This window comes from Acinetobacter sp. YH12249 (assembly GCF_013417475.1).
In the GTDB taxonomy this organism is placed as follows: Bacteria; Pseudomonadota; Gammaproteobacteria; order Pseudomonadales; family Moraxellaceae; genus Acinetobacter.
Genome location: NZ_VPDX01000007.1, coordinates 107552 through 130640 on the forward strand (window position 1 = coordinate 107552; position 23089 = coordinate 130640).

Below are 23089 nucleotides of genomic sequence, written 5' to 3' on the forward strand. Positions count from 1 at the left end.
TTCTGCATTTGTTATTAAGAAGTGGCTTTCTTCAGCCAAAAAGAAACCCTTAAAAATTTTCATTTTAAGGGTTGGGAAAAATCAGGCTGCTTTACGGAGTAAAGGTACGCCGGTGACTTTCTGAATTTCATCAAAACTGACATCGGGTGCCAGTTCTACAAGTTGAATACCTTCAGGTGTGACATCCAATACACCTAAGTCAGTAATAATCCGGTTCACTACGGCCTGACCAGTAAGCGGAAGACTACATTGTGAGACAATTTTAGGCGTACCATCTTTGGCGCAGTGTTCCATCAGCACCACAACTTTTTGCACACCTGCGACCAGATCCATGGCACCACCCATGCCTTTGACCTTCTTGCCTGGAATCATCCAGTTGGCCAGATCACCATTTGCTGAGACTTCCATAGCCCCCAGAATGGCGATATTGACATGACCGCCACGGATCATGGCAAAGGAGTCGGCACTGGAAAAGAAAGATGCACCTTTGCGGGCAGTTACCGTCTGTTTGCCAGCATTGATCAGGTCGGCATCCACAGTCTCTGCCGTTGGAAATTCTCCAATACCCAGCAGACCATTCTCAGACTGAAGCCAGACATTAATATTCTCTGGAATATAATTTGCGACTAAGGTTGGCAGACCAATACCCAGATTCACATAGAAACCATCTTCAAGTTCCTGTGCGGCGCGCTGCGCCATTTCATTACGTGTCCAAGCCATGATCAAGCCTCCGCCTTTAAAGTCATCTGTTCAATCCGTTTTTCCGGTTGGGTATTCTGTACAATCCGGTTCACATAAATGCCGGGAAGATGAATTTCATCTGGATCAAGGGCACCGATCTCGACAATTTCTTCAACTTCAGCAATGGTCACTTTACCAGCCATGGCACAGACCGGATTGAAGTTCTGGGCAGTTTTACGGAAAATCAGGTTGCCGGCTTTATCGGCCTTATAAGCTTTAACCAAAGCTACATCAGCAGTTAAGGATTCTTCCAGAATATAAGACTTGCCATTGAATTCGCGGACATCTTTACCTTCAGCAATGACGGTTCCAACACCGGTCGCGGTATAGAAAGCGGGAATACCTGCACCACCGGCACGTAATTTTTCAGCTAAAGTTCCTTGCGGGGTCAGTTCAACTTCAAGTTCACCGCTTAAGTATTGGCGTTCAAATTCCTTATTCTCGCCCACATAGGAAGAGATCATCTTTTTAATCTGTTTGGTTTCCAGCAATAGCCCCAAGCCAAAGCCATCGACACCGGCATTATTGGAAATACAGGTGAGACTTTTGGCACCGGTTTCTTTTAAAGCTGCAATTAGGGCTTCTGGAATACCACATAGACCAAAACCGCCTACCGCCAAGGTATGTCCATTCTGAACCACGCCGTCTAAAGCGGCTTTTGCACTGTCATACACTTTATTTGACATTTTTACCTCGATTTATTCTTCTCTTGCAGATCTCTTTCATCTAAAGATCTGCTGATTTCTATCCATGAGGACTTATAGAGTGTCCGGCTATTTCAAGTTTTTAAGCACAGGCTTTTTGCCAATAGGCATTGGCATAATTGGAGGGATTATTGCGATGTAGAACCTCACTGATATTACGGCTGGCCTGCATCAGGGCATCCAGTTGAATACCGGTTTCAAAGCCCATCTTGGAGAGCAGGTAATACAGGTCTTCAGTTGAAACATTGCCGGAAGCACCTTTGGCATAAGGACAGCCACCGAGACCGGCAATAGAGGAGTCAAATACTCGGATACCTTGCAACAATGACTGGTAAATATTGGCAATCGCCATACCATAGGTATTATGAAAATGGCCAGCCAGCACTTTACTATCAATTTCTGAAAGACAGGCATCCCAGACGTTCTTCACGCGATCTGGAGTTGCCGTACCAATGGTTTCACCTAATGACACTTCATAGCAGCCCATATCTAGTAAGCGCTGCGTAACTTTTACGACCTGCTTCGGATCAATTGCACCTTCATAAGGGCAGTCCACCATGCAGGAGACATAGCCACGAACCTTGACATCATTAGCTTTGGCAGCGGCCATCACATCTGCAAACTTCTCAAAGCTTTCATCAATCGAGCAGTTGATATTCTTGTGGGTAAAGCTTTCAGAAGCTGCGGTAAATACCGCAACTTCTTTACAATCCACAGCCAGCGCTGATTCAAAACCTTTCATGTTTGGCGTCAGCAAACTGAACTGGATATTCGGATCTTTAGGCAAGCTGGCAAATAGCGTATCGCTATCTGCCATCTGTGGAACCCATTTGGCTGAAACACAGGAGCCGACCTCAATCGCCTGCAAACCTGTTTTCATCAGGTCCAGAATCAGATTTTTACGGTCATCTAGTGTTAAAGGTGTTTTTTCGTTTTGCAGGCCATCGCGTGGCCCGACTTCTACGATTTTAACGAAATCTGTCATGCAACTTCCTCCGCTAGAGGCTGAAACTCAACCAGTTCATCACCGGCTTTAACCTGATCACCTTTCTGGAAGTATGAGTTTGCGATAATGCCATCATGCGGAGCACGAATGGTATATTCGATCTTCATTGCTTCCAAGGTCAGCAGTACATCGTCTTTTTTCACTTTGTCATTTGCCGCGACCAGAACCTGAGTAATCACGCCAGGCATTGGCGCAGTTAGATTGTTTTCAGTACCTTGTTCATCCTGGCTATTAAAATCAGACTTCAGATAAGTAAACTTGTAACTTTGACCATTCTGGAACAGGGTAATGCCATGCTCAGTCTGGCTAAATGCCAGTTTCTGCTGCTGACCCGCAAGATTTAACTGGAGTAGGTGTTGATCAAGCAGCTCACCCTGGATGGTAAGTGTCTGGCCTTCATAATTTGCCAGGAAACTATTTTCTAGCGCTTTAAAGCTCACCACACGTAAAACGTCATTACATTGTAATTTAATTGTGTAGCTATTTTGCTGATTCAGACGCCAAAATGCCTTTTGCTGCCAGACGGGATTATTGCTAGTCGGGTTTTGAGCCAGACGCGATAACAGTTCAACCAAGGCTGCAGTGACCACTAATTCTGCACTGATATCAGCAGATGGTTTGAGTAGGAACTCTTCTTCACGTTGAATCAGGCCAGTATCGAGATGGGCATTTTTAAATGAATCACATAATACTAAGCGATCAAGAAAAGCGATGTTATTGCCAAGACCATCGACATGAAACTGACCCAAGGCATGATGCATCTGGGTTAAAGCAGCTTCACGGTTTTTGCCCCAAACAATAAGTTTGGCAATCATCGGATCATAATAGGTGCTGATTTCATCACCTTCGACAATGCCACTATCCACACGCACGCTGTCATTTTGTTCTGGATAGTGCAAATAGCTGATCTGACCGATGGCAGGAATAAAACCTTTTTCTGGTTCTTCGGCATAAACACGGGCTTCCAGTGCATGACCGTGTATCTGTAATTCATGCTGCTGTTTCGGTAAAGGTTCACCGAACGCTACACGTAACTGCCATTCCACCAGATCCTGACCGGTGATCATTTCAGTGACTGGATGCTCAACCTGCAGACGGGTGTTCATTTCCATGAAGTAAGCAGTACCGTCTTGCTCAACGATGAACTCGACTGTACCGGCACCGACATAATTTACAGCACGTGCAGCATCAATTGCGGCTTGGCGCATCGCCTCAAGTTTGTCTTCTGGCATTTTAGGTGCAGGTGCTTCTTCCAGAACTTTCTGGTGACGACGCTGCACGGAGCAATCACGTTCAAACAGATGCACATAATTGCCATGTGTATCACCAAAGACCTGAACTTCAATATGGCGTGGCTGCACGACATAGCGTTCAATCAGCACATCTTCATTGCCGAAGCTGGAACGTGCTTCGCTTTTACAGGAGGCGAGTGAACTCAGGAAATCTTCACTACGCTCGACCAGTCGCATGCCTTTACCGCCACCGCCAGCACTAGCCTTGATCAGTACTGGATAGCCAATACTGTCAGCTTGTTGTTTCAAGAAATCGGCATCCTGATTGGTACCATGATAGCCGGGGGTTAAAGGTACACCAGCTTTTTCCATTAAGGCTTTAGAGGTCGCTTTCAGACCCATTGCTAAGATCGCATCCACTGGCGGACCAATAAAGACAATGTTGTTATCCTGACAGGCCAGGGCAAACTGGTCATTTTCAGACAGGAAACCATAACCTGGATGAATGGCCTGAGCACCGGTAGTTTTTGCTGCCTGAATAATACGTTCAATCTGTAAATAACTTTGTGCAGCAGGCGATTCACCAATATGGATGGCTTCATCTGCCAGTTTGACATGCTGTGCCTGTGCATCGGCATCGGAATATACGGCAACGGTGGCAATCCCTAACTTTTTCGCTGTACGAATCACACGGCAGGCAATTTCACCACGATTGGCAATTAAAATCTTTTCAAACATCCTACGATCCTTCTTGTTGTTATGCCGTGGTCTTAATCCAGGCCGGGCTTTGTTTGTTTAAAAATGCATTCAGTCCATTTTTCGCCTCATCTCCCTGGCGAACATGGGCAATATGCTGTGCGGTTTTAAACAGCAGATCTTCAGTCAGGACCTGTTGATCGACCAGTTGAATCAGCTGTTTTGAGGCGTTTTGCGCTGCTGGTCCACCGAGTAAGAGCGCTTCCACAATCTCATCAATTTTGCTGTCGAGCTGTTCTGGTGCAGTCACTTCATGTGCCAGACCAATGGTTTTCGCCTGTTCAGCTGAGATTCGCTCAGCAGTCAGGAAATAACGTGACGCCTGACGGGCGCCAATCGCACGAATCACATACGGACTAATGGTCGAAGGGGCTAATCCTAAACGTACTTCAGACGTTGCAAACTTGGCATCAGTGCTGGCGATACAGATATCACAAGCGGCTGCCAGACCCATACCGCCGCCAAAAGCAATTCCATGGACACGGGCAATCGTCGGTTGTTTTAATGTCGCCAGACTTTGCAACATTTTTGCCAGTTTGAGAGCATCGGCTTCATTGTCTGCCTGTGAGGCCTGACCGGCCTGTTTCATCCAGTTCAGATCTGCACCCGCAGAGAAGCTTTTGCCTCGGCCTGCCAGAATCACCACGCGTACGTCATCACGCTGATTTAAAGACTGGAAACAGGCATGTAGCTCTTCAATGACCTGGGTATTAAACGCATTATGCAGTTCAGCCCGGTTAATCCAGACCGTTGCCACCTGATTCTGCTGTTCGAGCTGTAAAAATTGATAGTCCATTTTTGTCACCTCTTACATGCGGAACACGCCGAATTTGGTTGGCTGGATTGGTGCATTCATCGCTGCAGCCAGACTTAGGGCCAGGACTTCACGCGATTGCGCTGGATCAATGACACCGTCATCCCATAAACGCGCAGAAGCATAATAAGGATGGCCTTGGCGTTCATATTGGTCACGAATTGGCTGTTTAAACTGGTCTTCTTCTTCAGCTGACCAGGTTCCACCTTTTTGCTCAATCTGATCGCGTTTCAAAGTCGACAATACGCTAGAGGCCTGTTCACCGCCCATCACCGAAATACGTGAGTTTGGCCAGGTCCACATAAAGCGTGGCGAGTAAGCACGGCCACACATGCCATAGTTACCGGCACCAAAAGAACCGCCAATCACCAGAGTCAGTTTAGGCACATTGGCTGTCGCGACGGCCATCACCAGCTTGGCACCATTTTTAGCAATACCTTCATTTTCATACTGACGACCCACCATAAAGCCGGTGATGTTTTGCAGGAAGATCAGCGGAATATTGCGCTGGGTACATAGTTCAATAAAATGCGCGCCTTTTTGTGCAGACTCAGAGAATAAAATTCCATTGTTGGCAATAATTCCAACTGGCATTCCATAGAGCTTGGCAAAGCCAGTGACCAGGGTAGTCCCAAAGCGTGCCTTGAATTCGTCAAAGCGTGAACCGTCGACAATACGCGCAATCACTTCACGGATATCAAACGGTTTACGTGCATCGCTCGGCACAATGCCATATAGTTCTGAACTGTCAAAACGCGGTGCTTCAATTTCATCTGCAGTTTTATTTGGCTTTTTATTCAGGTTCGCCACAATGTTGCGGGCAATGGCAATTGCGTGTTCATCATTTTCTGCCAGATGATCGGCAACCCCAGATAAACGGGTATGTACATCACCACCACCTAAGTCTTCACTAGAAACCACTTCACCGGTTGCCGCTTTCACCAGAGGAGGGCCGCCGAGGAAAATCGTGCCTTGATTACGCACAATAATGGTTTCATCTGACATCGCTGGCACATAAGCACCACCTGCCGTACAGCTACCCATCACCACTGCAATCTGGGCAATACCTAGACTCGACATACGTGCCTGATTGTAAAAGATACGACCGAAGTGATCACGATCCGGGAAGACTTCATCCTGTAAAGGTAAATAAGCACCGCCAGAATCGACCAGATAAATACATGGCAAATGATTCTGTTCGGCAATTTCCTGGGCACGTAAATGCTTTTTCACCGTAAGGGGATAATAAGTCCCGCCTTTGACTGTGGCATCATTGGCCACGATCATGCAGGTCACACCATTGACCTGACCTACACCTGCGACCACACCTGCTGCAGGAACATCATCCTGATAAACCTGATAGGCAGCCAGTTGACCGATTTCCAGAAAAGCCGTGCCTGGATCAATTAAATGATTAATCCGTTCACGCGGCAGTAATTTGCCGCGATCCAGATGTTTCTGGCGGGCATTTTCTCCGCCACCCAAGGCAATTTTTTCTACTTTCTGTTTCAGATCATCCACCAGTTGCAGCATGGCAGCCTGGTTGGTCTTAAACTCTTCACTACGTATATTGATTTTGCTCTGTAACTGATTCATGACGAACATCCTTGTTTTATTCTAAGTGTTAATGTTTAGGCTGTTTCGTTGAAGAGCTCACGGCCAATTAGCATACGGCGGATTTCGGAAGTTCCGGCGCCAATTTCATAGAGTTTGGCATCGCGCCACAAACGGCCTGCAGCAAATTCGTTGATATAACCGTTCCCACCTAGGGTCTGAATGGTTTCACCCGCCATCCATGTAGCTTTTTCAGCGGCATATAAAATGGCACTGGCAGCATCTTTACGCAGGCTACGGCTATGATCAGCCTTGTCACATTCAGCACCAACGGCATACACCAGCGCCTTACATGCCAGCCAGGTAGAGTACATGTCAGCAATTTTGCCTTGCATCAACTGGAATTCACCGAGTGCCTGACCAAACTGTTTGCGGTCATGAATATAAGGAATCACGGTATCCATGCAGGCATCCATAATGCCCAATGGACCAGCACTGAGAACAGCACGTTCATAGTCAAGACCGCTCATCAGCACTTTAGTCCCATTGCCGACACCGCCAAGGACGTTTTCTTTAGGAACTTCGACATTGTCAAAAAACAGGGGATAAGTATTGGAACCACGCATACCCAGTTTGTCTAAATGAGTGCCGTGACTAAAACCTGGCATATTTTTCTCAACCAGGAAGGCGGTCATGCCTTTGGCGCCAGCTTGTAAATCGGTTTTGGCATAGACCACAAGTACATCAGCATCGCCGCCGTTGGTGATCCACATCTTGGAACCGTTGAGTAGATAATGATCACCTTTATCTTCAGCTTTCAGTTTCATGCTGACCACATCTGATCCGGCATTCGGCTCAGACATTGCTAATGCACCGACATATTCACCAGAAATCAGTTTTGGCAGATAACGCTGCTTTTGTTCTTCATTACCATTTCGCTTAATTTGGTTTACACATAGGTTAGAATGGGCGCCATAGGACAAACCAATGGATGCTGAAGCACGGGAAATTTCTTGCATGGCAATAATATGGGCCAGATACCCCAGATTGGTACCGCCATATTCTTCACTGACCGTTAAACCAAGTAGGCCCATATCACCAAATTTTTTCCAGAGGTGAGCCGGGAATTCATTGTCACGGTCAACTTGCTGGGCAATTGGGGCAATTTCCTTGGCGCAAAATGCGGCCACTGAATCACGAAGCGCAATAAGAGTTTCATCCAAACCGAAATCTAAGCTTTGTAAATTCATTCTTCATCCATCCTGAGATTATATTTGTTGTGTCCAAAAGCATTTTTGTTGTGCTTGTTTTTTTAACATACAACGAAAAATTAAAAAAGTGAACCTATATTCACAAAATGATTTACAATTCATTTTATCTGGTTGAGAATAAGATTATGAGTTATAAAAGATCATCACTGATGCAGGAACGAATGGAACAAAATCGTTTGTCGATTTTACAGTCTGCTCGTGAACTGATTACTCAAGGGGGCTTTAAAGAGGCGTCGATTCAGGCGATTGCAGAACGCGCAGGCGTTTCTACAGGGCTGGTATATCGATATTTTGAAAACAAAAGCCAGATTTTGATTGAGGTTTTGTCGGCAGCGATTCAGCACGAAGTTGGAATTCTTGTTTCCATTGCCGGGTCGGATTTGTCGCCAAAACTGAAATTGCAAAAATCTGTTACAACTTTTGTGAAACGTGCCATGAATAGCCCCCAGTTGGCGTATTCACTTATGTTTGAACCGGTTGATCCGGAAATGGAACATGAGCGTTTTCGCAGTAAACAGCTGCTTAAACAAAGCATTAAGGAAATCCTGGCCGAAGGAAAGGTGAATGGAGAGTTCGAGTTTGAAGATTTAAATACGGCAGCTTTGGGCGTGGTTGGTGCCATGACCTTTGTCGTGATTGAACCTTTGAATCCGTCCCGTAATGTGATGTTTGATCAGAACTACAAGGATCACTTTGTCAAACAGATTGCCGATTTTTGTGTTAACGCAGTACATCGACAGGAGGGAAATTCAGCAGCATAGACACACAAAAACAGGCACATAGACAAGGTCGTCGTAGTCATAAAACAATTAGTAAAGTTGAAAATCAGAATTACAAAGAATCAAGGAGATCGATTCAATGACACAAGTACGGTTAAGCTATGCCTATGGAACCAGCAGCCAGCCTTTATTGGGCATGACGATTGGTGAAAAATTTGATCAGGCTTGCGAACAATATGCAGATCGCGATGCAGTTGTCAGCATGCATCAGAACATACGCCTGAGTTATCGGCAGCTACAGGATCAGGTCAATGCCTTTGCCTGTCAGCTGCTGAAATTGGGTATGCAAAAAGGTGACCGTCTGGCGATCTGGTCGCCGAACTGTGTGGAATGGACTATTACCCAGTTCGCAGCTTTCAAGGCAGGCATTATTCTGGTTAACCTGAATCCGGCCTATAAAAGCAATGAGCTGGAATATGTCCTGAATAAAGTGTCCTGTAAGGGACTGGTCATTGCATCGCAGTTTAAAACAACGGACTATCAGGAAATTCTGACCAAAATTGCGCCTGAATTAAAACAGGCTGAAAATAAATTACTGAATGCAGAGCGTCTCCCACATTTAAAGCATGTCATTAAAATTGATGAGCAGCAGCATACGGGTATTCATCGTTTTCAGGATTTAATGCCTACACCAAGTGCTCAAGAACTGGAACAACTGCAACAGATCTCCACTGATTTGCAGTTCGATGAAACCATTAATATCCAGTTTACGTCAGGCACTACAGGTAACCCTAAGGGTACAATGCTGACCCATAACAATATTTTAAATAATGGTTACTTTGTCGGTGAGGCGATTCACTTAAGTCCGGAAGACCGTGTCTGTATTTCTGTTCCACTATTCCACTGCTTTGGCATGGTAATGGGCAATCTGGCCTGTATTACCCATGGTTCAGCCATGATTTATCCATCTGCCGTATTTAATCCGCTGGAAACCTTAAAAGCCATTCAGCAGGAAAAATGTACGGCAGCTTATGGCGTACCGACCATGTTTATTGCCGTACTGGAACATGAGCAGTTTGACGATTTTGATCTGTCTAGCCTGCGTACCGGCATTATGGCGGGTAGCCCGTGTCCGCAGGAAATTATGCAGCGCGTGATTGAGCGGATGCATATGTCCGAAATTACCATCTGTTATGGCATGACTGAAACTGCTCCGGTAAGTGCCCAGAGTTCTACTGAAGACAGTGTTGAACGTCGTGTCAGTACAGTTGGCCGTGTCCATCCGCATCTGGAAGTGAAAATTGTCGATGAAAATGGCAAGGTGGTGCCGCGCGGTCAACTGGGTGAACTCTGTGTGCGTGGTTATTCCGTGATGCTCGGTTATTGGGAGGACCAGGACAAGACGCAGGAAGTCATTGATGCTGCGCGCTGGATGCATACCGGTGATATTGCCGAAATGGATGATGAAGGCTTTGTCAAAATCAAAGGTCGTATCAAGGATGTGGTCATTCGTGGCGGTGAAAACCTGTTCCCGAAAGAAATTGAAGATTTCCTTTATACCCATCCAGCGGTGTCGGATGTGCAGGTGATTGGCGTGCCAGACCATAAATATGGTGAAGAGCTTTGTGCTTGCATCATCTTGCATGAAAATGACCCATGTACCGAAGAAGCCATTCGCCAGTATTGTGCCGAGCATATCTCGCATAACAAAGTGCCGCGTTATGTGCGTTTCTTCCATGAATTCCCGATGACAGCTTCAGGTAAGGCACAGAAGTTCAAGTTGCGTGAATTTATGCGTGAAGAATTAAATTTAAAAGAGATTGCTTAAATTAATTAAAGCTAAGTTTGAATAGTATTTGATCAGATGACCTGGCGGCATGGATGCCGCCGTTTCATTGTATGGCAAGGATGCCATATCAATGAAACAGAGGGGTTTGGTTACTTTGCCCAGTCAAAGTAACGAAGCACCTGCACAATGGAAGAAGAATCCATCTTGCAAATTGAGGTCATGTATTTAGCAATTTCTTTAAATAGATAAAAATCTATTTCTATATAAATCAGAGTAAACAGATGGCAAAAAACTTTCACAGTGAAGTGGTGGTCGCCAGTTATGATGATCATATCCGTAAACTGATTCCTGGCTATGAACTGGTGCATCAACAGATTGAAGCAATACTCAGTACTGAGCTTCCAGAAAATGCACATATCCTGATCGTGGGTTGCGGTACTGGTTATGAGCTATCTTATTTATTGCAGCAGCATCCCAACTGGACATTTACTGCGATTGATCCTTCCGCTGCGATGCTTGAACAGGCAAGGAAGCATCTGGCTTCTATTGGAGCTGAACAACGAGTTCAGTTTATACAGTGCACCACTCAGGAACTGGATCAGCAGGATACTTTCGATGCTGCACTTGCTATTTTAGTCGCCCATTTTATTCCTGAACCTCAGAAATCTGATTTTTTTCAGGCTATCTATCAGAGCCTTAAAGCTGGCCGGATCGCATTGACCTATGATCTGATGCAGCCAGAAGGTGAGAATGAATTAAAGGTGATGCAAAAAATGGCACAGCAAACCGGACTTAGTGTGCAGCAAAGCGAAAATATGCTGGCCAGATTGCAGCAGGACTTTTTTCTGATTTCAGCGGAAGATTCAAATGAACTTTTAACAAAAGTCGGATTTAAACAGCACAAAATTTATAGTCAAATCATGAATTATTATGGTTTTTTACTTAGAAAATAAAGATCATGAAACTTTATATGAATTTTAAAGTTTAAGAGAATAATCAAGGAAGTTTAAGAAGAATGTCAGCATATTATAGTTTGATCCAGCGCGAGCAGCATACAGATGGCAGTACTACTGCCTATTATCGTTCCAATATTCATGCTCAAGGTGCGTGGAATCCTCATGAACAGCACATGGCGCCAGCAACCGGTATTCTATGTGTTGAACTGGAACAGTTTCAGCCTAGATCAGAAATGCGCATTGGCCGGGTTGGACTGGATATTTTTGGGCTGATTGCATTTGGTGAATTTTCTATTACTACACGCATGATCCGTCCTGGCAAAACTATTGAACTGATTGAGGCGGAAATGTGTGCCAATGGAAAAACCTGTATTGTTGCACGTGCCTGGAGGATGCTGACTTCGGATAGCCGGGCCATTGCAGGCATTGAAGATTTTCCGATCAAAAGTCCTGAGTTTTTACCGGTTTGGGAGGGTATGAGTTGCTGGCCGGGTGGTTATATTCAAAGTATTGAAACCCGTGCACATCCTGATCATCGTGCAGGCAAAGGCATTGTCTGGCTTAGAAACTCACTGGATATGGTCGAAGGACAACCGACTACAGATTTTAGTCGTTTACTCGGTATGGTCGATACCGCCAATGGCATTGTGCCACGTCAGGATCCAAATGCGGGCTGGGGATTCCCAAATCTGGATTTGCAGATTCATATGCACCGTCTGCCGCAAGGTGAATGGCTGGGGCTTGAAGTGGTGCAACAGTATGGTGAAGATGGGATTGGTCTCACAAGCGGTGTACTGCACGATATTCACGGGCCTTTCGGTCGCAGTGAACAGATTTTGACCTTACGTAAATTCTAAATCTGGTTCAAAAGCAAAAGGATGAATTGATTCATCCTTTTTTTATTGGCATGCTGTGCGCAATGGTTCAGGAATATTGATGAATGCGGATTAGTATTATTGGGGCAGGGCGAGTGGCTTATCATCTTGCCCGTGCATTGTCAGCACAACATGAAATTGTACAGATCTACAGCCGGACTCTGGATAAAGCACAGCAACTGGCTGATCAATTTAAAGCGCAAGCCATCGCTCAACCTGAAAATCTGAATCAGAATATAGATTTGATGATCATTGCCGTGAGTGATCAATCAATTGCTGAGGTCATCAGACAAGTCCATTCTTACTTGCAAGATGTGCTGATTGTCCATACTTCGGGTAGTACTCATCTAAATGTTCTAGCAGATGTACATGTAAAGTCTGGTGTCTTTTATCCACTGCAGACCTTTAGTCTGGAACGTGAAATCGACTGGGAAAATACACCTTTATTTATTGAAGCATCTGATCCAGAAGATCAAAAAATTCTAATTCATTTAGCAAATAGCCTAAGTAAACGAGTTTATCAATATAGTTCAGAACAACGTTTGAGCTTGCATCTAGCTGCGGTGTTTGCCTGCAATTTTAGCAACTACTGTTATGACATGGCCAAGCAGATTGTGGATGCACAGCAGGTAGACTTTAGCCTGCTTTATCCATTGATTCTGGAAACAGCCAATAAAGCGACGAAAAATGATCCTCGTCAGGGGCAGACTGGACCTGCGATGCGTGGTGATCAGAATATTCTGAATATGCATCAGCAGATGCTAGAGCAATCTCAACGACAAGACTTGGCAGGTGTGTATAAATTACTCAGTCAGCAGATTTTAGAACGCCGTCATAGCTAATAAAAAAGCGCTGAATAATCAGCGCTTTTTAGACTTATAGATATGGCGGATTCAAGCGGCAAGTGCAACAGTATAAAAACCAGCCATAACTTCACTCGGTGTATACCAACCTAGTGTTTTTCTAGGACGATGGTTGAGTGCAAACTCTATCTGCTCTATTTGTTCGTTTGACACGCCATCAAACGATGATGATTTTGGCAGATATTGACGGATTAAACCATTCGTATTTTCATTTCTAGCTCGCTGAATAGACTTGTAAGGATCAGCAAAATACGTCTCTATGCCAGCATCAGTAATTCTTTTGTGTTCGGAAAATTCTTTGCCATTATCAAATGTCACACTATAAGCATGGCTCATTTGTAAACGATCTAATGCACAAGTAATCGTTGGAGAGGATGCTCTTGTTGGCCCTAAATGAACAATATGTACATACAGGCTCTTTCGATCAACGAGAGTCAATAAAGCACCTTTATGATGTTTACCAATCACCGTGTCACCTTCGAAATCTCCTAAACGTTGTCGTTGATCAATGACCTGGTCTCGGCAGTGAATACTTGTTTTATCAATGATTTGACCCCTACGATCCGTGTTTTTGTAACCGCGTTTTCGATATTTCTTCTGATGCCTTAAATGTAGATGAAGTTTACCGCCTTTTGATTTATCTTGATAAATGTACTGGTAAATCCACTCATGTGAAGGTATATCCAGCCAACCGCGTTGTGTTAAAGCACCTGAAATTTGTTCGGGTGACCAGTCCAAACCAATCAAATAATCAATATAAGCGAAGGCAAATGCTGTCATTGATGATGAAGGACGGTACCGTCTTTGACTTGCAAATTTAGCTGCCTGTTGAGCTCTATATCCACGTTGCCCAGTATTTCTTTTTAATTCACGGTAGATGGTTGATCGTGAACGTCCTAATTCCCGAGCAAGGGTAGCGATTGAACTTTTACTTTTCAAAGTAGCATAAATTTCGTATCTTTCATCTTGAGAAAGTTGGGTGTATTTCTTCATTGTGTGCTTTCCAATTGCGAGTTGAAAAAGTCTAATGATTCTATGAATACACCTAACTTTTTCAACTAACTACAAATGTGTTGCACTTGGGATTTGAATCTGCGTATTAAGAAATTTTCTTAAAGATAAAATCATTAATCTTGTGGCCGGCTTCGATTCCGCGACGCTCAAACTTGGTTTGTGGGCGCCATTCAGGACGAGGGTAGCTGTTGCCTTTACCTGCGAGATTTTCTAAACGTGGACGTTCTTCCAGAACTTCCAGCATCCACTCAGCATACGGTTCCCAGTCTGTTGCAGCATGGAAAGTACCGCCAAGTTCCAGTTTTTGCTCAACCAATGGCATGCGGTCATGAGATACAAAACGGCGTTTAAAGTGACGTTTTTTCTGCCATGGATCAGGGAAATACAGCTGAACGGTGTTGATGCTATTGTCCGGCATTTCACGAAGTACCTGAATCGCATCAGCATCCAGTACACGTAAGTTAGTTACGCCTGCCATACCTGCTTCATACACGCACTGCGCAATACCCGGTACATGCACTTCGATTCCGACAAAGTTACGCTCAGGATTCGCTTTCGCCATGAGTACCAGTGAACGACCCATACCGAAACCGATTTCTACAGTCAGCGGACGTTCAGGGTGTTCAAAATGCTGACGCAAATCACCTACCGGATATTCCAAAATTAAGTGACCATATTGTTCAAGCGCAGTACGTTGAGAGGTATTTAATGGCGCTGAGCGGCGCATAAACGTCACAATTTCACGGTGCTCGCTTAAATTGTCCAGCTCCACGACTTGCTGGTCTAATTGATCGTTCGACATAATTTTGGCAAATCTAAAAATTCAGAATGCGGTATTTTAAGTCCTAAGCGGTGCAAGTCAAACTTTTCTCGGTATTTCTCCATAAAATCGAGCCAGAGATCTCAGACAAAATAAAAGAGCCAGCCGGCTCTTTTATAAATCGGGCTTGATATCAGGTACTAAAACGGTCGATCAAAGTACTGCTGGCTTCGTTTAAGCCAATCACAGTCACGTCTATGCCTTGGGCTTTAAACTTCTGGATGACGTTATTGAGCATATTTACTGAAGTCACATCCCAGATATGTGCATGTGTCAGATCCAGCTCAACATGATCCAGTTTTTCTTTAAAATCAAAAAATTGGTAGAACTTTTCTGTACTACTGAAAAAGATCTGACCAGAAATTATATAGCTACGTGAATTAGGCTTATGCAAATAAGTCGAGACATGTACAGTTCTTTCCAGCTTATTAATAAAGAACAGAGCAGAGAGCAATACACCGACAAATACACCGAGCGCCAGATTATGAGTAGCAAGCACGACAATTATCACTGCAATCATCACGGTATTAAATTCTAGCGGATGCTTGCCAAACTGTTTGATTGCACCCCACTGGAAGGTGGTAAATGATACCATAATCATAATAGCTACCAGTGCTGCCATAGGAATATAAGCCAGCCAGTCTTTCAGGAAGACCACCAGACACAGTAAAAATACGCCAGCAACTAATGTCGATAAACGTGTACGAGCACCTGATGAGACATTGATAATCGACTGGCCAATCATGGCACAACCGGCCATTCCGCCCATAAAACCGCTGACAATATTGGCCATACCCTGACCACGACATTCCTGATGTCGGTCACCTTCAGTTCCAGTCACTTCATCAATCACTGTAGTCGTCATCATACTTTCAAGCAGACCTACAGTGGCTAGAGTAAAGGAATAAGGCAGGATAATCTGCAAAGTTTCCAGATTCAGTGGAATTTCTGGAAGAAGAAAGACTGGCAAGGTATCTGGAAACTGTCCCAGATCGCTCACAGTACGCATATCTGCACCAAGCAATAACGCAAGTGCGCTCAGTACGACGATACAGATCAGAGGCGATGGAATCGCTTTACCGATTTTCGGGATATAAGGAAACAGATAGATAATTATCAAACCTACTAAAATGAACAGATAACCCGTACTGTCCATCCGGTTAATCTCCGGGATTTGTGCCACAAAAATCAGGATCGCGAGGGCATTCAAGAAACCATATACCACAGCCTGCGACACAAAACGCATCAGCTTGGCAACTTTAAAAAAGCCCGCAATCACCTGAATGATTCCGGTCAGAATCGTGGCTGCAAGCAGGTATTGCAAGCCATGATCCTTGACCAGCGTAATCATCAATAGTGCCATTGCACCTGTAGCCGCAGAAATCATGGCAGGACGACCACCGAAAAAGGCAATGGACACGGCAATACAGAAAGAGGTATATAAGCCGACTTGCGGATCGACACCGGCAATCGCAGAAAAGGCAATAGATTCAGGAATCAGGGCGAGTCCAACCACCAAACCTGCCAGTACATCAGTCCGGATATTGGAAAACCATTCTTCTTTTTTCAGGTTAATCACGAAATATCATCTAAATTTTGAGAACCTGCGTATCTTAAACAGATACAGATAAAAATCTACACAAGATTGACTTGCAAAAACCTGTAAATTCCTCAATATTGAATATGTAACTGTGCTGAATCACAGTTACGCTTTTTTGCAATTTACAGGTTTGATCACTTGAAAGTTTGTCAGAAGCGATTTAAAACATTGAGAAGTGTATAACAAGGATCAGAAATGAAGCTTTACTATTCGCCAGGCGCGTGCTCTTTGGCAGCTCATATTATTTTAAATGAAATTAATGTCGATTTTGATTTGGAACGTGTTGACTTAAAAACCCATAAAACAGAAAAAGGTGCAGATTATTACGAAATTAACCCGAAGGGTTATGTACCAGCATTAGAAATTAATCCGGGTTTAATTCTTACAGAAAATGTTGCAATTTTACCGTTTCTTGCTCAACACGATCCAAAACAAGATCTGATTCCACCTTCTGGCATGGGACGTGCCAAAGTGCTGGAGTGGTTAGGTTATCTCAATTCAGAACTGCATGATGCTTATGCTGTATTCTTCACTGGAAAATTATCAGATGAAGCCAAAGAAAAAGCATATGCAGAAATTGACCGTTTATTGAGTTATATCGATAAGGCGATTGGTGAATCGGACAATGATTATCTGGTCGATGATAATTTCGGTCCGGCAGATGCTTACCTGTTTGTTCTCACCAACTGGTCGAACCAGATTGAACATGATCTGAGTCCATATAAAAATATTATTCATATCCGTAATAAGGTTGCAGAACGTCAGTCTGTACAGATTGCAATGCGTGATGAAGGTTTGATTCCTTAATACTAAAATTTTGAAAAAGCGTCATAAGGCGCTTTTTTTATTGCTTCCAAAGTAATTGTTGATATTTAGTCAATAATGCTTTGCAAAATCACTGCTTTTTAGCAATAAGCAGAGTCTATATAGTGCCTGCATAAATTTTTGGTTTCAGGTTCTTTCCATGAAAAATATTTTATTAATTAATGGCGCAAAAGCTTTTGCCCACTCAAATGGTCAGTTAAATGATACTTTGGCCGAACTGGCTAAAGAAGTATTAACAAAGCTGGGGCATCAGGTTCAGGTAACTCGTGCTGACAATGAATATGATGCAAAAGCAGAAGTAGAAAAATACCTTTGGGCAGATACGGTCATTTACCAAATGCCAGGCTGGTGGATGGGTGCGCCGTGGCCAGTGAAAAAGTATATTGATGATGTTTTTACCAAAGGGCATGGCAGCCTGTATGCTAATGATGGTCGCTCACGTTCAGATGCTTCAAAAAAATATGGCTCAGGTGGCCTGATTCACGATAAAAACTATATGTTATCTCTTACCTGGAATGCACCTATGGATGCGTTTACGGATACCGAGCAGTTTTTTCATGGCGTGGGTGTAGATGGCGTTTACTTACCTTTTCATAAAGCCAACCAATTCTTGGGGATGCAGGCTTTACCGACATTTATTGTGAATGATGTAATTAAAGCCCCTGAAGTTGAAGCGTATATCGCACAGTATCGTGAACATTTAACTCAAATTTTTGCTTAACCAGGAGATATGACCATGCTAACCGTTATTGCTGAAATCATCTGTCATTCGGAACAAGATCTGAAAACAGTGCTGGATTCATTTAATAACATCCGCGCACAGGTATTACAAGAGCCGGGCTGTCATCTTTATGATGTCTATATTGATCATCCTGCAATTGAGAGCCGATTACAGACCAAAGTGCCTTTTTCAATCATGATGTTTGAAAAATGGGAAAGTATTCAGCATCTGGAAACTCACATGCATAGTGTAAATATGCAGCAACATGCTAAAGCCACTCAAGGTGCGGTTGCGAGTGTAAAGATTCGGATTTTAGAAGCACTTTAAGCTGTAATTCTCAGTTTGAAAGAGTTTGTAATATTTAATTTTATTCGAACTCTTGTGGCTGATTAAATTGAACCTGTTCAAGTTTCAGTGCGTAGCGGTGTTTTAAGGTGGACCATTGAACTTTGGCAAGTTGCGTCTGTTCTGAAAATTCATTTTCATCTGTTGTAGTTTTTAGCTTGCCTGTTAAAAAGTTAATGCTTCGTGCTGTACTCTCACCCGAGGCACGGTGAAAATCATCTACATCATAGCCAATAAACTTAAAAGCATTATCTTGGTATCGAAAGGTATAAGTATAATTGGTGACATACCATGAACCACAGCTTAGCCAGTAGTGTAAATGAACCCGAAGTACACCTTTTTGAATGCTTAAGGCTTCGGATTCACCAAGTGGATCAGTGAGGCAAGGCGACTCTACATCACCTTCGGTTGGCAAAGTAGTATTGCTAGCTGCAAGCTGATAACCATTTGCCTGCTTGAATAAAATCAAAAGTTTTCGTTTGTTGGTATTCAGAACATGATTACCTACACCTGCATTTGCAACAAAGTTTTCGGGATTAGTATCTTCAATAATCAGGGCAATATCCGCTTGACCGTCCTGATTTAAATCACCTTGTGCTTTTTCTAGAACTTTCCAGTTTTTCGGAACAAAAGATTGATAGCTTGATTTAGGAGAACTACCTGTCTGAGGTTTCGCACAAGCACTTTGTGTAAATGCTAGACACAGCAGGGTGCTAAATAGGAAAGGCAGTTTGATCTGATAAAGCATCGGTTTAAATTCCTTTTATTTATAATTTTATTGATGATCAAAGCTGAGTGATAAGTTTAGCAAAATAGGTTAAGTCATCTCTTTGAATATTGGATAGATATTTATGGTGAACTTTAAAGCTTTTTTATAAATTCAACTATGGATTTGAAGTTCCTATTCGAATTAATCCGAACCAAGACGTGAACTTTTAATATTTAATTTTCAAAGTTGACCGGGGTATTGGGTATCTAAATTTAAAAGTCCAGGAGTTTGCTGGAAACTCCTGAACAGATCGACATGATTTAAATAATTTTTTGGGCCTCTAGCCTCGATTATTATTTAAAGAAATAACCGGTTTCAGGTGAGCTGGCATTGGCCATGCGTTTGCGTGGCATACGACCGGCCAGGAATGCTTCACGACCCGCTTCAACTGCCTTACGCATCGCAGAGGCCATCAAGACCGGATTTTGTGCAGCAGCAATCGCAGTATTCATCAGTACGCCGTCACAGCCGAGTTCCATGGCAATCGCTGCATCACTGGCAGTACCGACACCCGCATCAACCAGCACAGGCACTTTGGCATTTTCTTTAATAATCGAAATCGTGTGTGGATTCAGAATCCCCAGACCAGAACCGATCAGGCTACCCAAAGGCATGATTGCTACGCAGCCCATACTTTCAAGTTCTTGTGCCACGATCGGATCATCTGAGGTATAGACCATGATTTCAAAACCGTCATCAATCAGGGTACGCGCTGCTTTCAAAGTTTCGGTAATATTTGGATAAAGAGTCTTTTCATCGCCCAGTACTTCCAGTTTTACCAGGTTATGACCATCCAGCAGTTCACGTGCCAGCATACAGGTGCGTATTGCGCTATTGGCATCAAAACAGCCCGCAGTATTTGGTAAAATGGTGTATTTTTCTGGCGGAACCACTGAAAGCAGGTTCGGTTGGTCTGGATGCTGACCAATATTTACCCGGCGAATAGCAACCGTTACAATTTCTGCACCACTGGCCTGAATGGCCTGATCTGTTTCATTTAAATCTTTATATTTGCCTGTGCCTACTAAAAGACGAGACTGGAATTGGCGTGAACCGATCTGTAATAAATCTTGCATAATTGTTCCAAGTGTTATTAGCCGCCACCGACTGCGTGAATAATTTCTATTTTGTCCGCTTCGCAAATGGGCGTTTCACCCAATCTGCTTTTAGAAATAATCATTTCATTGACCTCAACTGCAAAGCGTTTACCCTCAAGCGCCAGACTTTGAACCAGTTCCAGCAGGTTCTTGCATTGAGTTTCTTGTTGTTCGCCATTGATATACACCAGCATCTTGGCAACCCTCCATGATTATTGATTAAAGCATCAGACCTATTTGAGGTATTTTACGGCATTCCAGGCCAGAATTAACCAGCCAGCAATCATTAAGGCACCACCAATTGGCGTAATTGCACCTAAACCGCGCGGCAGACCCAGTGCCATGACATAGAGTGAGCCACAGAACAGGAAAATCCCCGCCTGGATCAGGAGAAAACTCCATTTGATTGGCAATTTAGGAATTACTCGGCTGATCACTGCTAGAATAAGTAAGCCAAGAGCATGGTAGAAGAAATAATCTGTGGCCGTTTGCCACCAGGTCAACTGTGCTTCAGTCGCTCGAGTCTTTAAACCATGGGCACCAAATGCGCCGAGCATGACTGCAAGCGCAAGATTCAGTGCTGAAATCGCAATCCACATTTGAATTGACCTTCCCAATAAAGTTTGCGCTTAACCTTAGCATAAAAGCTAAGGCTGAAACACGGCATTAAAAGACAAAAAAAGCCTTCATATATGAAGGCTTTTTCTTAAGATTAGTAGTTTATTAATTCAATACATCAGTTTGAAGACATTGCTACTTTAATCTTTTCCATTGCATTCTTTTCAAGCTGACGGATACGTTCGGCGGAAACATTATATTCAGCTGCCAGTTCATGCAAGGTTGATTTTTCATCATCCAGCCAGCGACGCTGCAAGATATTACGGGAACGGTCATCTAACTGTTCCATCGCTTCATGCAGGGCAGAGGTGCTTTGTTCCTCATAGTCTTCATTTTCAATCAGACGTGCCGGGTCATAACGGTTGTCTTCCAGATATAGGGCTGGAGCAACGTGAGTTGAATTTTCGTCATCATCGTCACCTGATGCTTCAAATGCTGCATCATAAGCCGTCAATCGGCCTTCCATTTCCAACACCTGTTCTGGTGTTACATTCAGGTCATTGGCAATCGACTGAGCTTCTTCAAGCGTTAACTTTTTAGAAGACTTTTTCAGACTACGTAAATTGAAGAACAGTTTACGCTGCGCTTTAGTGGTCGCAATTTTGACAATACGCCAGTTACGAATTACATATTCATGAATTTCAGCTTTGATCCAGTGCACCGCAAATGACACCAGACGTACGCCCATACTCGGGTCAAAACGCTTAACGGCTTTCATCAGGCCAAGGTTGCCTTCCTGGATCAAGTCACCTTGAGGCAGGCCATAACCTGCATAACTACGTGCAATATGTACCACGAAACGCAAATGAGACATGACCAGCATTTTTGCTGCGTCCAGGTCCTGGTCGTAGTAATAGCGTTCGGCCAACTCTTTTTCTTGTTCGGCCGTCAAAATAGGAATTTGATTGACAGTGCTAATATAAGCACCAAGATTGACACCTGGCGCCGATAATGACAGGGGCATCAATTGATTGCGGCTGTCACTCATGTGTTCTCCTTGAAGTGCGGGGGATTTAACCCTTAACTAGGTTTTATCTTAATCCAAACTCTCCTCAAATAATGGATATTTGGGTAGAGAAATGTAAACTTTTATACGAGTATGGAGAGCATCCAGTTTAATTGAAAATTTTTAAGATTCAATCAGGTAGTGATACTCAGTTGCAGAAATCTGTTGAGATTCGCATTTTAACTGATGCATTTGGCAATATCGTGTAACATCAGTTTGACTATGTGGATCTGATGACTTTAGCAAGAATGTTTTGCCCTGATCTGCTTTTAATGCACGCTTTAACATCAGGAGCGGCATCGGACAGGGTTTACCCATGGCATCTATAATATGCGCTTGACCGTGGTTATCACTCATTTCCGTTTTATTCATATCGCAAAAAAAGGCTATAAATATTAGCAAATAGGATGCCAAAACCCAACTATTTGGCTAAAAAGTTACATGAAATAATATATATAATTTTTCTGATATATATTATGAAAAAAATAACTAAATCAAAAGGAACAAAGCTAAAAAATATCTATTAATTGTCATAAACCCATGTTAAGCTCGTTGTGTATTTAGGATTTTAGATAAACAAATTGATTGTTTTTCGCCCTATACACAATGGATGTAACCGGGATTTTGTTAATAGTTTTACAGAATGATTACAAGCTTAAAAATAATATTTTCAAACTTGTTTGCTCTGCTGTTTGCAACACCGGGTGGTCCTTTTTTTAGTATCAATGAGGATTAACTTATGACAGCTGCTCGTGAACAAGGCGTAGTTAAATGGTTCAACGACACTAAAGGCTTCGGCTTTATTCAACGCAACGGTGGTGATGACGTATTCGTTCATTTCCGTGCTATTCAAGGCGAAGGCCACCGTTCACTTCGTGACGGCCAACGTGTTGAATTCAGTGTAGTTAAAGGCCAAAAAGGCTTCCAAGCTGAAGAAGTTCAACCATTAGACTAATCTTCGGATTAAGCTAATAAACGCCCCAATATAAATTGG

25 protein-coding genes are annotated in these 23089 nt (G+C 43.4%); 9 read left to right on the forward strand and 16 right to left on the reverse strand.

The genetic code is table 11. The annotated features are described in order from the left end of the window. Positions 1–81: 81 nt before the first annotated feature. The 7 genes from FTV25_RS06155 to FTV25_RS06185 form a co-directional block, all read right to left on the reverse strand. Positions 82–720, reverse strand: a complete 639-nt coding sequence (locus tag FTV25_RS06155; protein ID WP_125279247.1) for a CoA transferase subunit B — start codon at positions 718–720, stop codon at positions 82–84. A gap of 2 nt (positions 721–722) precedes the next feature. Further along, complete coding sequence (locus tag FTV25_RS06160) at positions 723–1427, reverse strand: CoA transferase subunit A (protein WP_180003657.1); 705 nt, start codon at positions 1425–1427, stop codon at positions 723–725. 100 nt (positions 1428–1527) lie between these two features. Beyond that, positions 1528–2430, reverse strand: coding sequence for a hydroxymethylglutaryl-CoA lyase (locus FTV25_RS06165; RefSeq protein WP_180003659.1), 903 nt, complete (start codon positions 2428–2430; stop codon positions 1528–1530). Further along, positions 2427–4421 carry an acetyl/propionyl/methylcrotonyl-CoA carboxylase subunit alpha gene (locus tag FTV25_RS06170; protein WP_180003661.1) on the reverse strand — a complete coding sequence of 665 codons (1995 nt, stop codon included), beginning with the start codon at positions 4419–4421 and terminating at the stop codon, positions 2427–2429. The genes FTV25_RS06165 and FTV25_RS06170 overlap by 4 nt, the downstream gene beginning before the upstream one ends. A gap of 19 nt (positions 4422–4440) precedes the next feature. Next, positions 4441–5235, reverse strand: a complete 795-nt coding sequence (locus tag FTV25_RS06175) for an enoyl-CoA hydratase/isomerase family protein (protein WP_180003664.1) — start codon at positions 5233–5235, stop codon at positions 4441–4443. A gap of 12 nt (positions 5236–5247) precedes the next feature. Beyond that, a complete protein-coding gene (locus FTV25_RS06180; protein WP_005235052.1) occupies positions 5248–6849 on the reverse strand; it encodes a carboxyl transferase domain-containing protein in 1602 nt (533 codons plus the stop codon). Between the two features lie 35 nt (positions 6850–6884). Next, positions 6885–8057, reverse strand: coding sequence for an isovaleryl-CoA dehydrogenase (locus FTV25_RS06185; protein WP_004782484.1), 1173 nt, complete (start codon positions 8055–8057; stop codon positions 6885–6887). Positions 8058–8203: 146 nt separating this feature from the next. Between FTV25_RS06185 and FTV25_RS06190 the strand changes: the two genes are divergently transcribed. The 5 genes from FTV25_RS06190 to FTV25_RS06210 all read left to right on the forward strand — a co-directional run bounded on the left by FTV25_RS06190 (position 8204) and on the right by FTV25_RS06210 (position 13259). After that, positions 8204–8839, forward strand: coding sequence for a TetR/AcrR family transcriptional regulator (locus FTV25_RS06190; protein ID WP_004782481.1), 636 nt, complete (start codon positions 8204–8206; stop codon positions 8837–8839). A gap of 97 nt (positions 8840–8936) precedes the next feature. Beyond that, entirely contained in the window at positions 8937–10625 is a 1689-nt protein-coding gene (locus tag FTV25_RS06195) for an AMP-binding protein (protein WP_166137244.1), read from the forward strand. Positions 10626–10867: 242 nt separating this feature from the next. Continuing rightward, a complete protein-coding gene (locus FTV25_RS06200) occupies positions 10868–11539 on the forward strand; it encodes a class I SAM-dependent methyltransferase (RefSeq protein ID WP_180003665.1) in 672 nt (223 codons plus the stop codon). 62 nt (positions 11540–11601) lie between these two features. Then, complete coding sequence (locus tag FTV25_RS06205; RefSeq protein ID WP_180003667.1) at positions 11602–12399, forward strand: thioesterase family protein; 798 nt, start codon at positions 11602–11604, stop codon at positions 12397–12399. A gap of 83 nt (positions 12400–12482) precedes the next feature. After that, positions 12483–13259 (forward strand): Rossmann-like and DUF2520 domain-containing protein, encoded by a 777-nt coding sequence (locus FTV25_RS06210; RefSeq protein WP_180003669.1) that lies wholly within the window; start codon positions 12483–12485, stop codon positions 13257–13259. 51 nt (positions 13260–13310) lie between these two features. Here the strand turns inward: FTV25_RS06210 and FTV25_RS06215 are convergent, their stop codons facing one another. The 3 genes from FTV25_RS06215 to FTV25_RS06225 form a co-directional block, all read right to left on the reverse strand. Then, complete coding sequence (locus FTV25_RS06215; protein WP_180003671.1) at positions 13311–14273, reverse strand: IS30 family transposase; 963 nt, start codon at positions 14271–14273, stop codon at positions 13311–13313. Between the two features lie 106 nt (positions 14274–14379). Next, on the reverse strand, positions 14380–15096 hold the full coding sequence (gene trmB / locus FTV25_RS06220; RefSeq protein ID WP_004782474.1) for a tRNA (guanosine(46)-N7)-methyltransferase TrmB: 717 nt from the start codon (positions 15094–15096) through the stop codon (positions 14380–14382). A 151-nt stretch (positions 15097–15247) separates the two neighbouring features. After that, positions 15248–16693: a SulP family inorganic anion transporter gene (locus FTV25_RS06225; protein WP_180003673.1), complete on the reverse strand. Its 1446-nt coding sequence runs from the start codon at positions 16691–16693 to the stop codon at positions 15248–15250. A 216-nt stretch (positions 16694–16909) separates the two neighbouring features. On the opposite strand from FTV25_RS06225, the gene FTV25_RS06230 reads away from it, so the two are divergent. The 3 genes from FTV25_RS06230 (at position 16910) to FTV25_RS06240 (ending at position 18587) form a co-directional block, all read left to right on the forward strand. Next, positions 16910–17521, forward strand: coding sequence for a glutathione binding-like protein (locus FTV25_RS06230; protein ID WP_004782472.1), 612 nt, complete (start codon positions 16910–16912; stop codon positions 17519–17521). Between the two features lie 157 nt (positions 17522–17678). Continuing rightward, entirely contained in the window at positions 17679–18260 is a 582-nt protein-coding gene (locus FTV25_RS06235; protein WP_180003675.1) for an NAD(P)H-dependent oxidoreductase, read from the forward strand. 15 nt (positions 18261–18275) lie between these two features. Continuing rightward, the gene (locus FTV25_RS06240; RefSeq protein WP_180003677.1) at positions 18276–18587 is read left to right on the forward strand and encodes a putative quinol monooxygenase; all 312 of its coding nucleotides are present in this window, start codon (positions 18276–18278) and stop codon (positions 18585–18587) included. 40 nt (positions 18588–18627) lie between these two features. Here the strand turns inward: FTV25_RS06240 and FTV25_RS06245 are convergent, their stop codons facing one another. The 6 genes from FTV25_RS06245 to FTV25_RS06270 all read right to left on the reverse strand — a co-directional run bounded on the left by FTV25_RS06245 (position 18628) and on the right by FTV25_RS06270 (position 22452). Next, entirely contained in the window at positions 18628–19353 is a 726-nt protein-coding gene (locus FTV25_RS06245) for a hypothetical protein (RefSeq protein WP_180003679.1), read from the reverse strand. A gap of 314 nt (positions 19354–19667) precedes the next feature. Beyond that, entirely contained in the window at positions 19668–20450 is a 783-nt protein-coding gene (locus tag FTV25_RS06250) for a thiazole synthase (RefSeq protein ID WP_180003681.1), read from the reverse strand. 17 nt (positions 20451–20467) lie between these two features. Then, positions 20468–20665, reverse strand: a complete 198-nt coding sequence (gene thiS, locus FTV25_RS06255; RefSeq protein ID WP_005235073.1) for a sulfur carrier protein ThiS — start codon at positions 20663–20665, stop codon at positions 20468–20470. 39 nt (positions 20666–20704) lie between these two features. After that, positions 20705–21070: a DUF423 domain-containing protein gene (locus FTV25_RS06260; RefSeq protein ID WP_180003683.1), complete on the reverse strand. Its 366-nt coding sequence runs from the start codon at positions 21068–21070 to the stop codon at positions 20705–20707. 137 nt (positions 21071–21207) lie between these two features. Beyond that, positions 21208–22077 carry an RNA polymerase sigma factor RpoH gene (gene rpoH / locus FTV25_RS06265; RefSeq protein WP_004782464.1) on the reverse strand — a complete coding sequence of 290 codons (870 nt, stop codon included), beginning with the start codon at positions 22075–22077 and terminating at the stop codon, positions 21208–21210. Positions 22078–22218: 141 nt separating this feature from the next. Continuing rightward, positions 22219–22452 carry a sulfurtransferase TusA family protein gene (locus tag FTV25_RS06270; protein WP_175968201.1) on the reverse strand — a complete coding sequence of 78 codons (234 nt, stop codon included), beginning with the start codon at positions 22450–22452 and terminating at the stop codon, positions 22219–22221. A 382-nt stretch (positions 22453–22834) separates the two neighbouring features. Between FTV25_RS06270 and FTV25_RS06275 the strand changes: the two genes are divergently transcribed. After that, positions 22835–23050 (forward strand): cold-shock protein, encoded by a 216-nt coding sequence (locus FTV25_RS06275; protein WP_004782461.1) that lies wholly within the window; start codon positions 22835–22837, stop codon positions 23048–23050. The last annotated feature ends 39 nt before the right edge of the window (positions 23051–23089 follow it).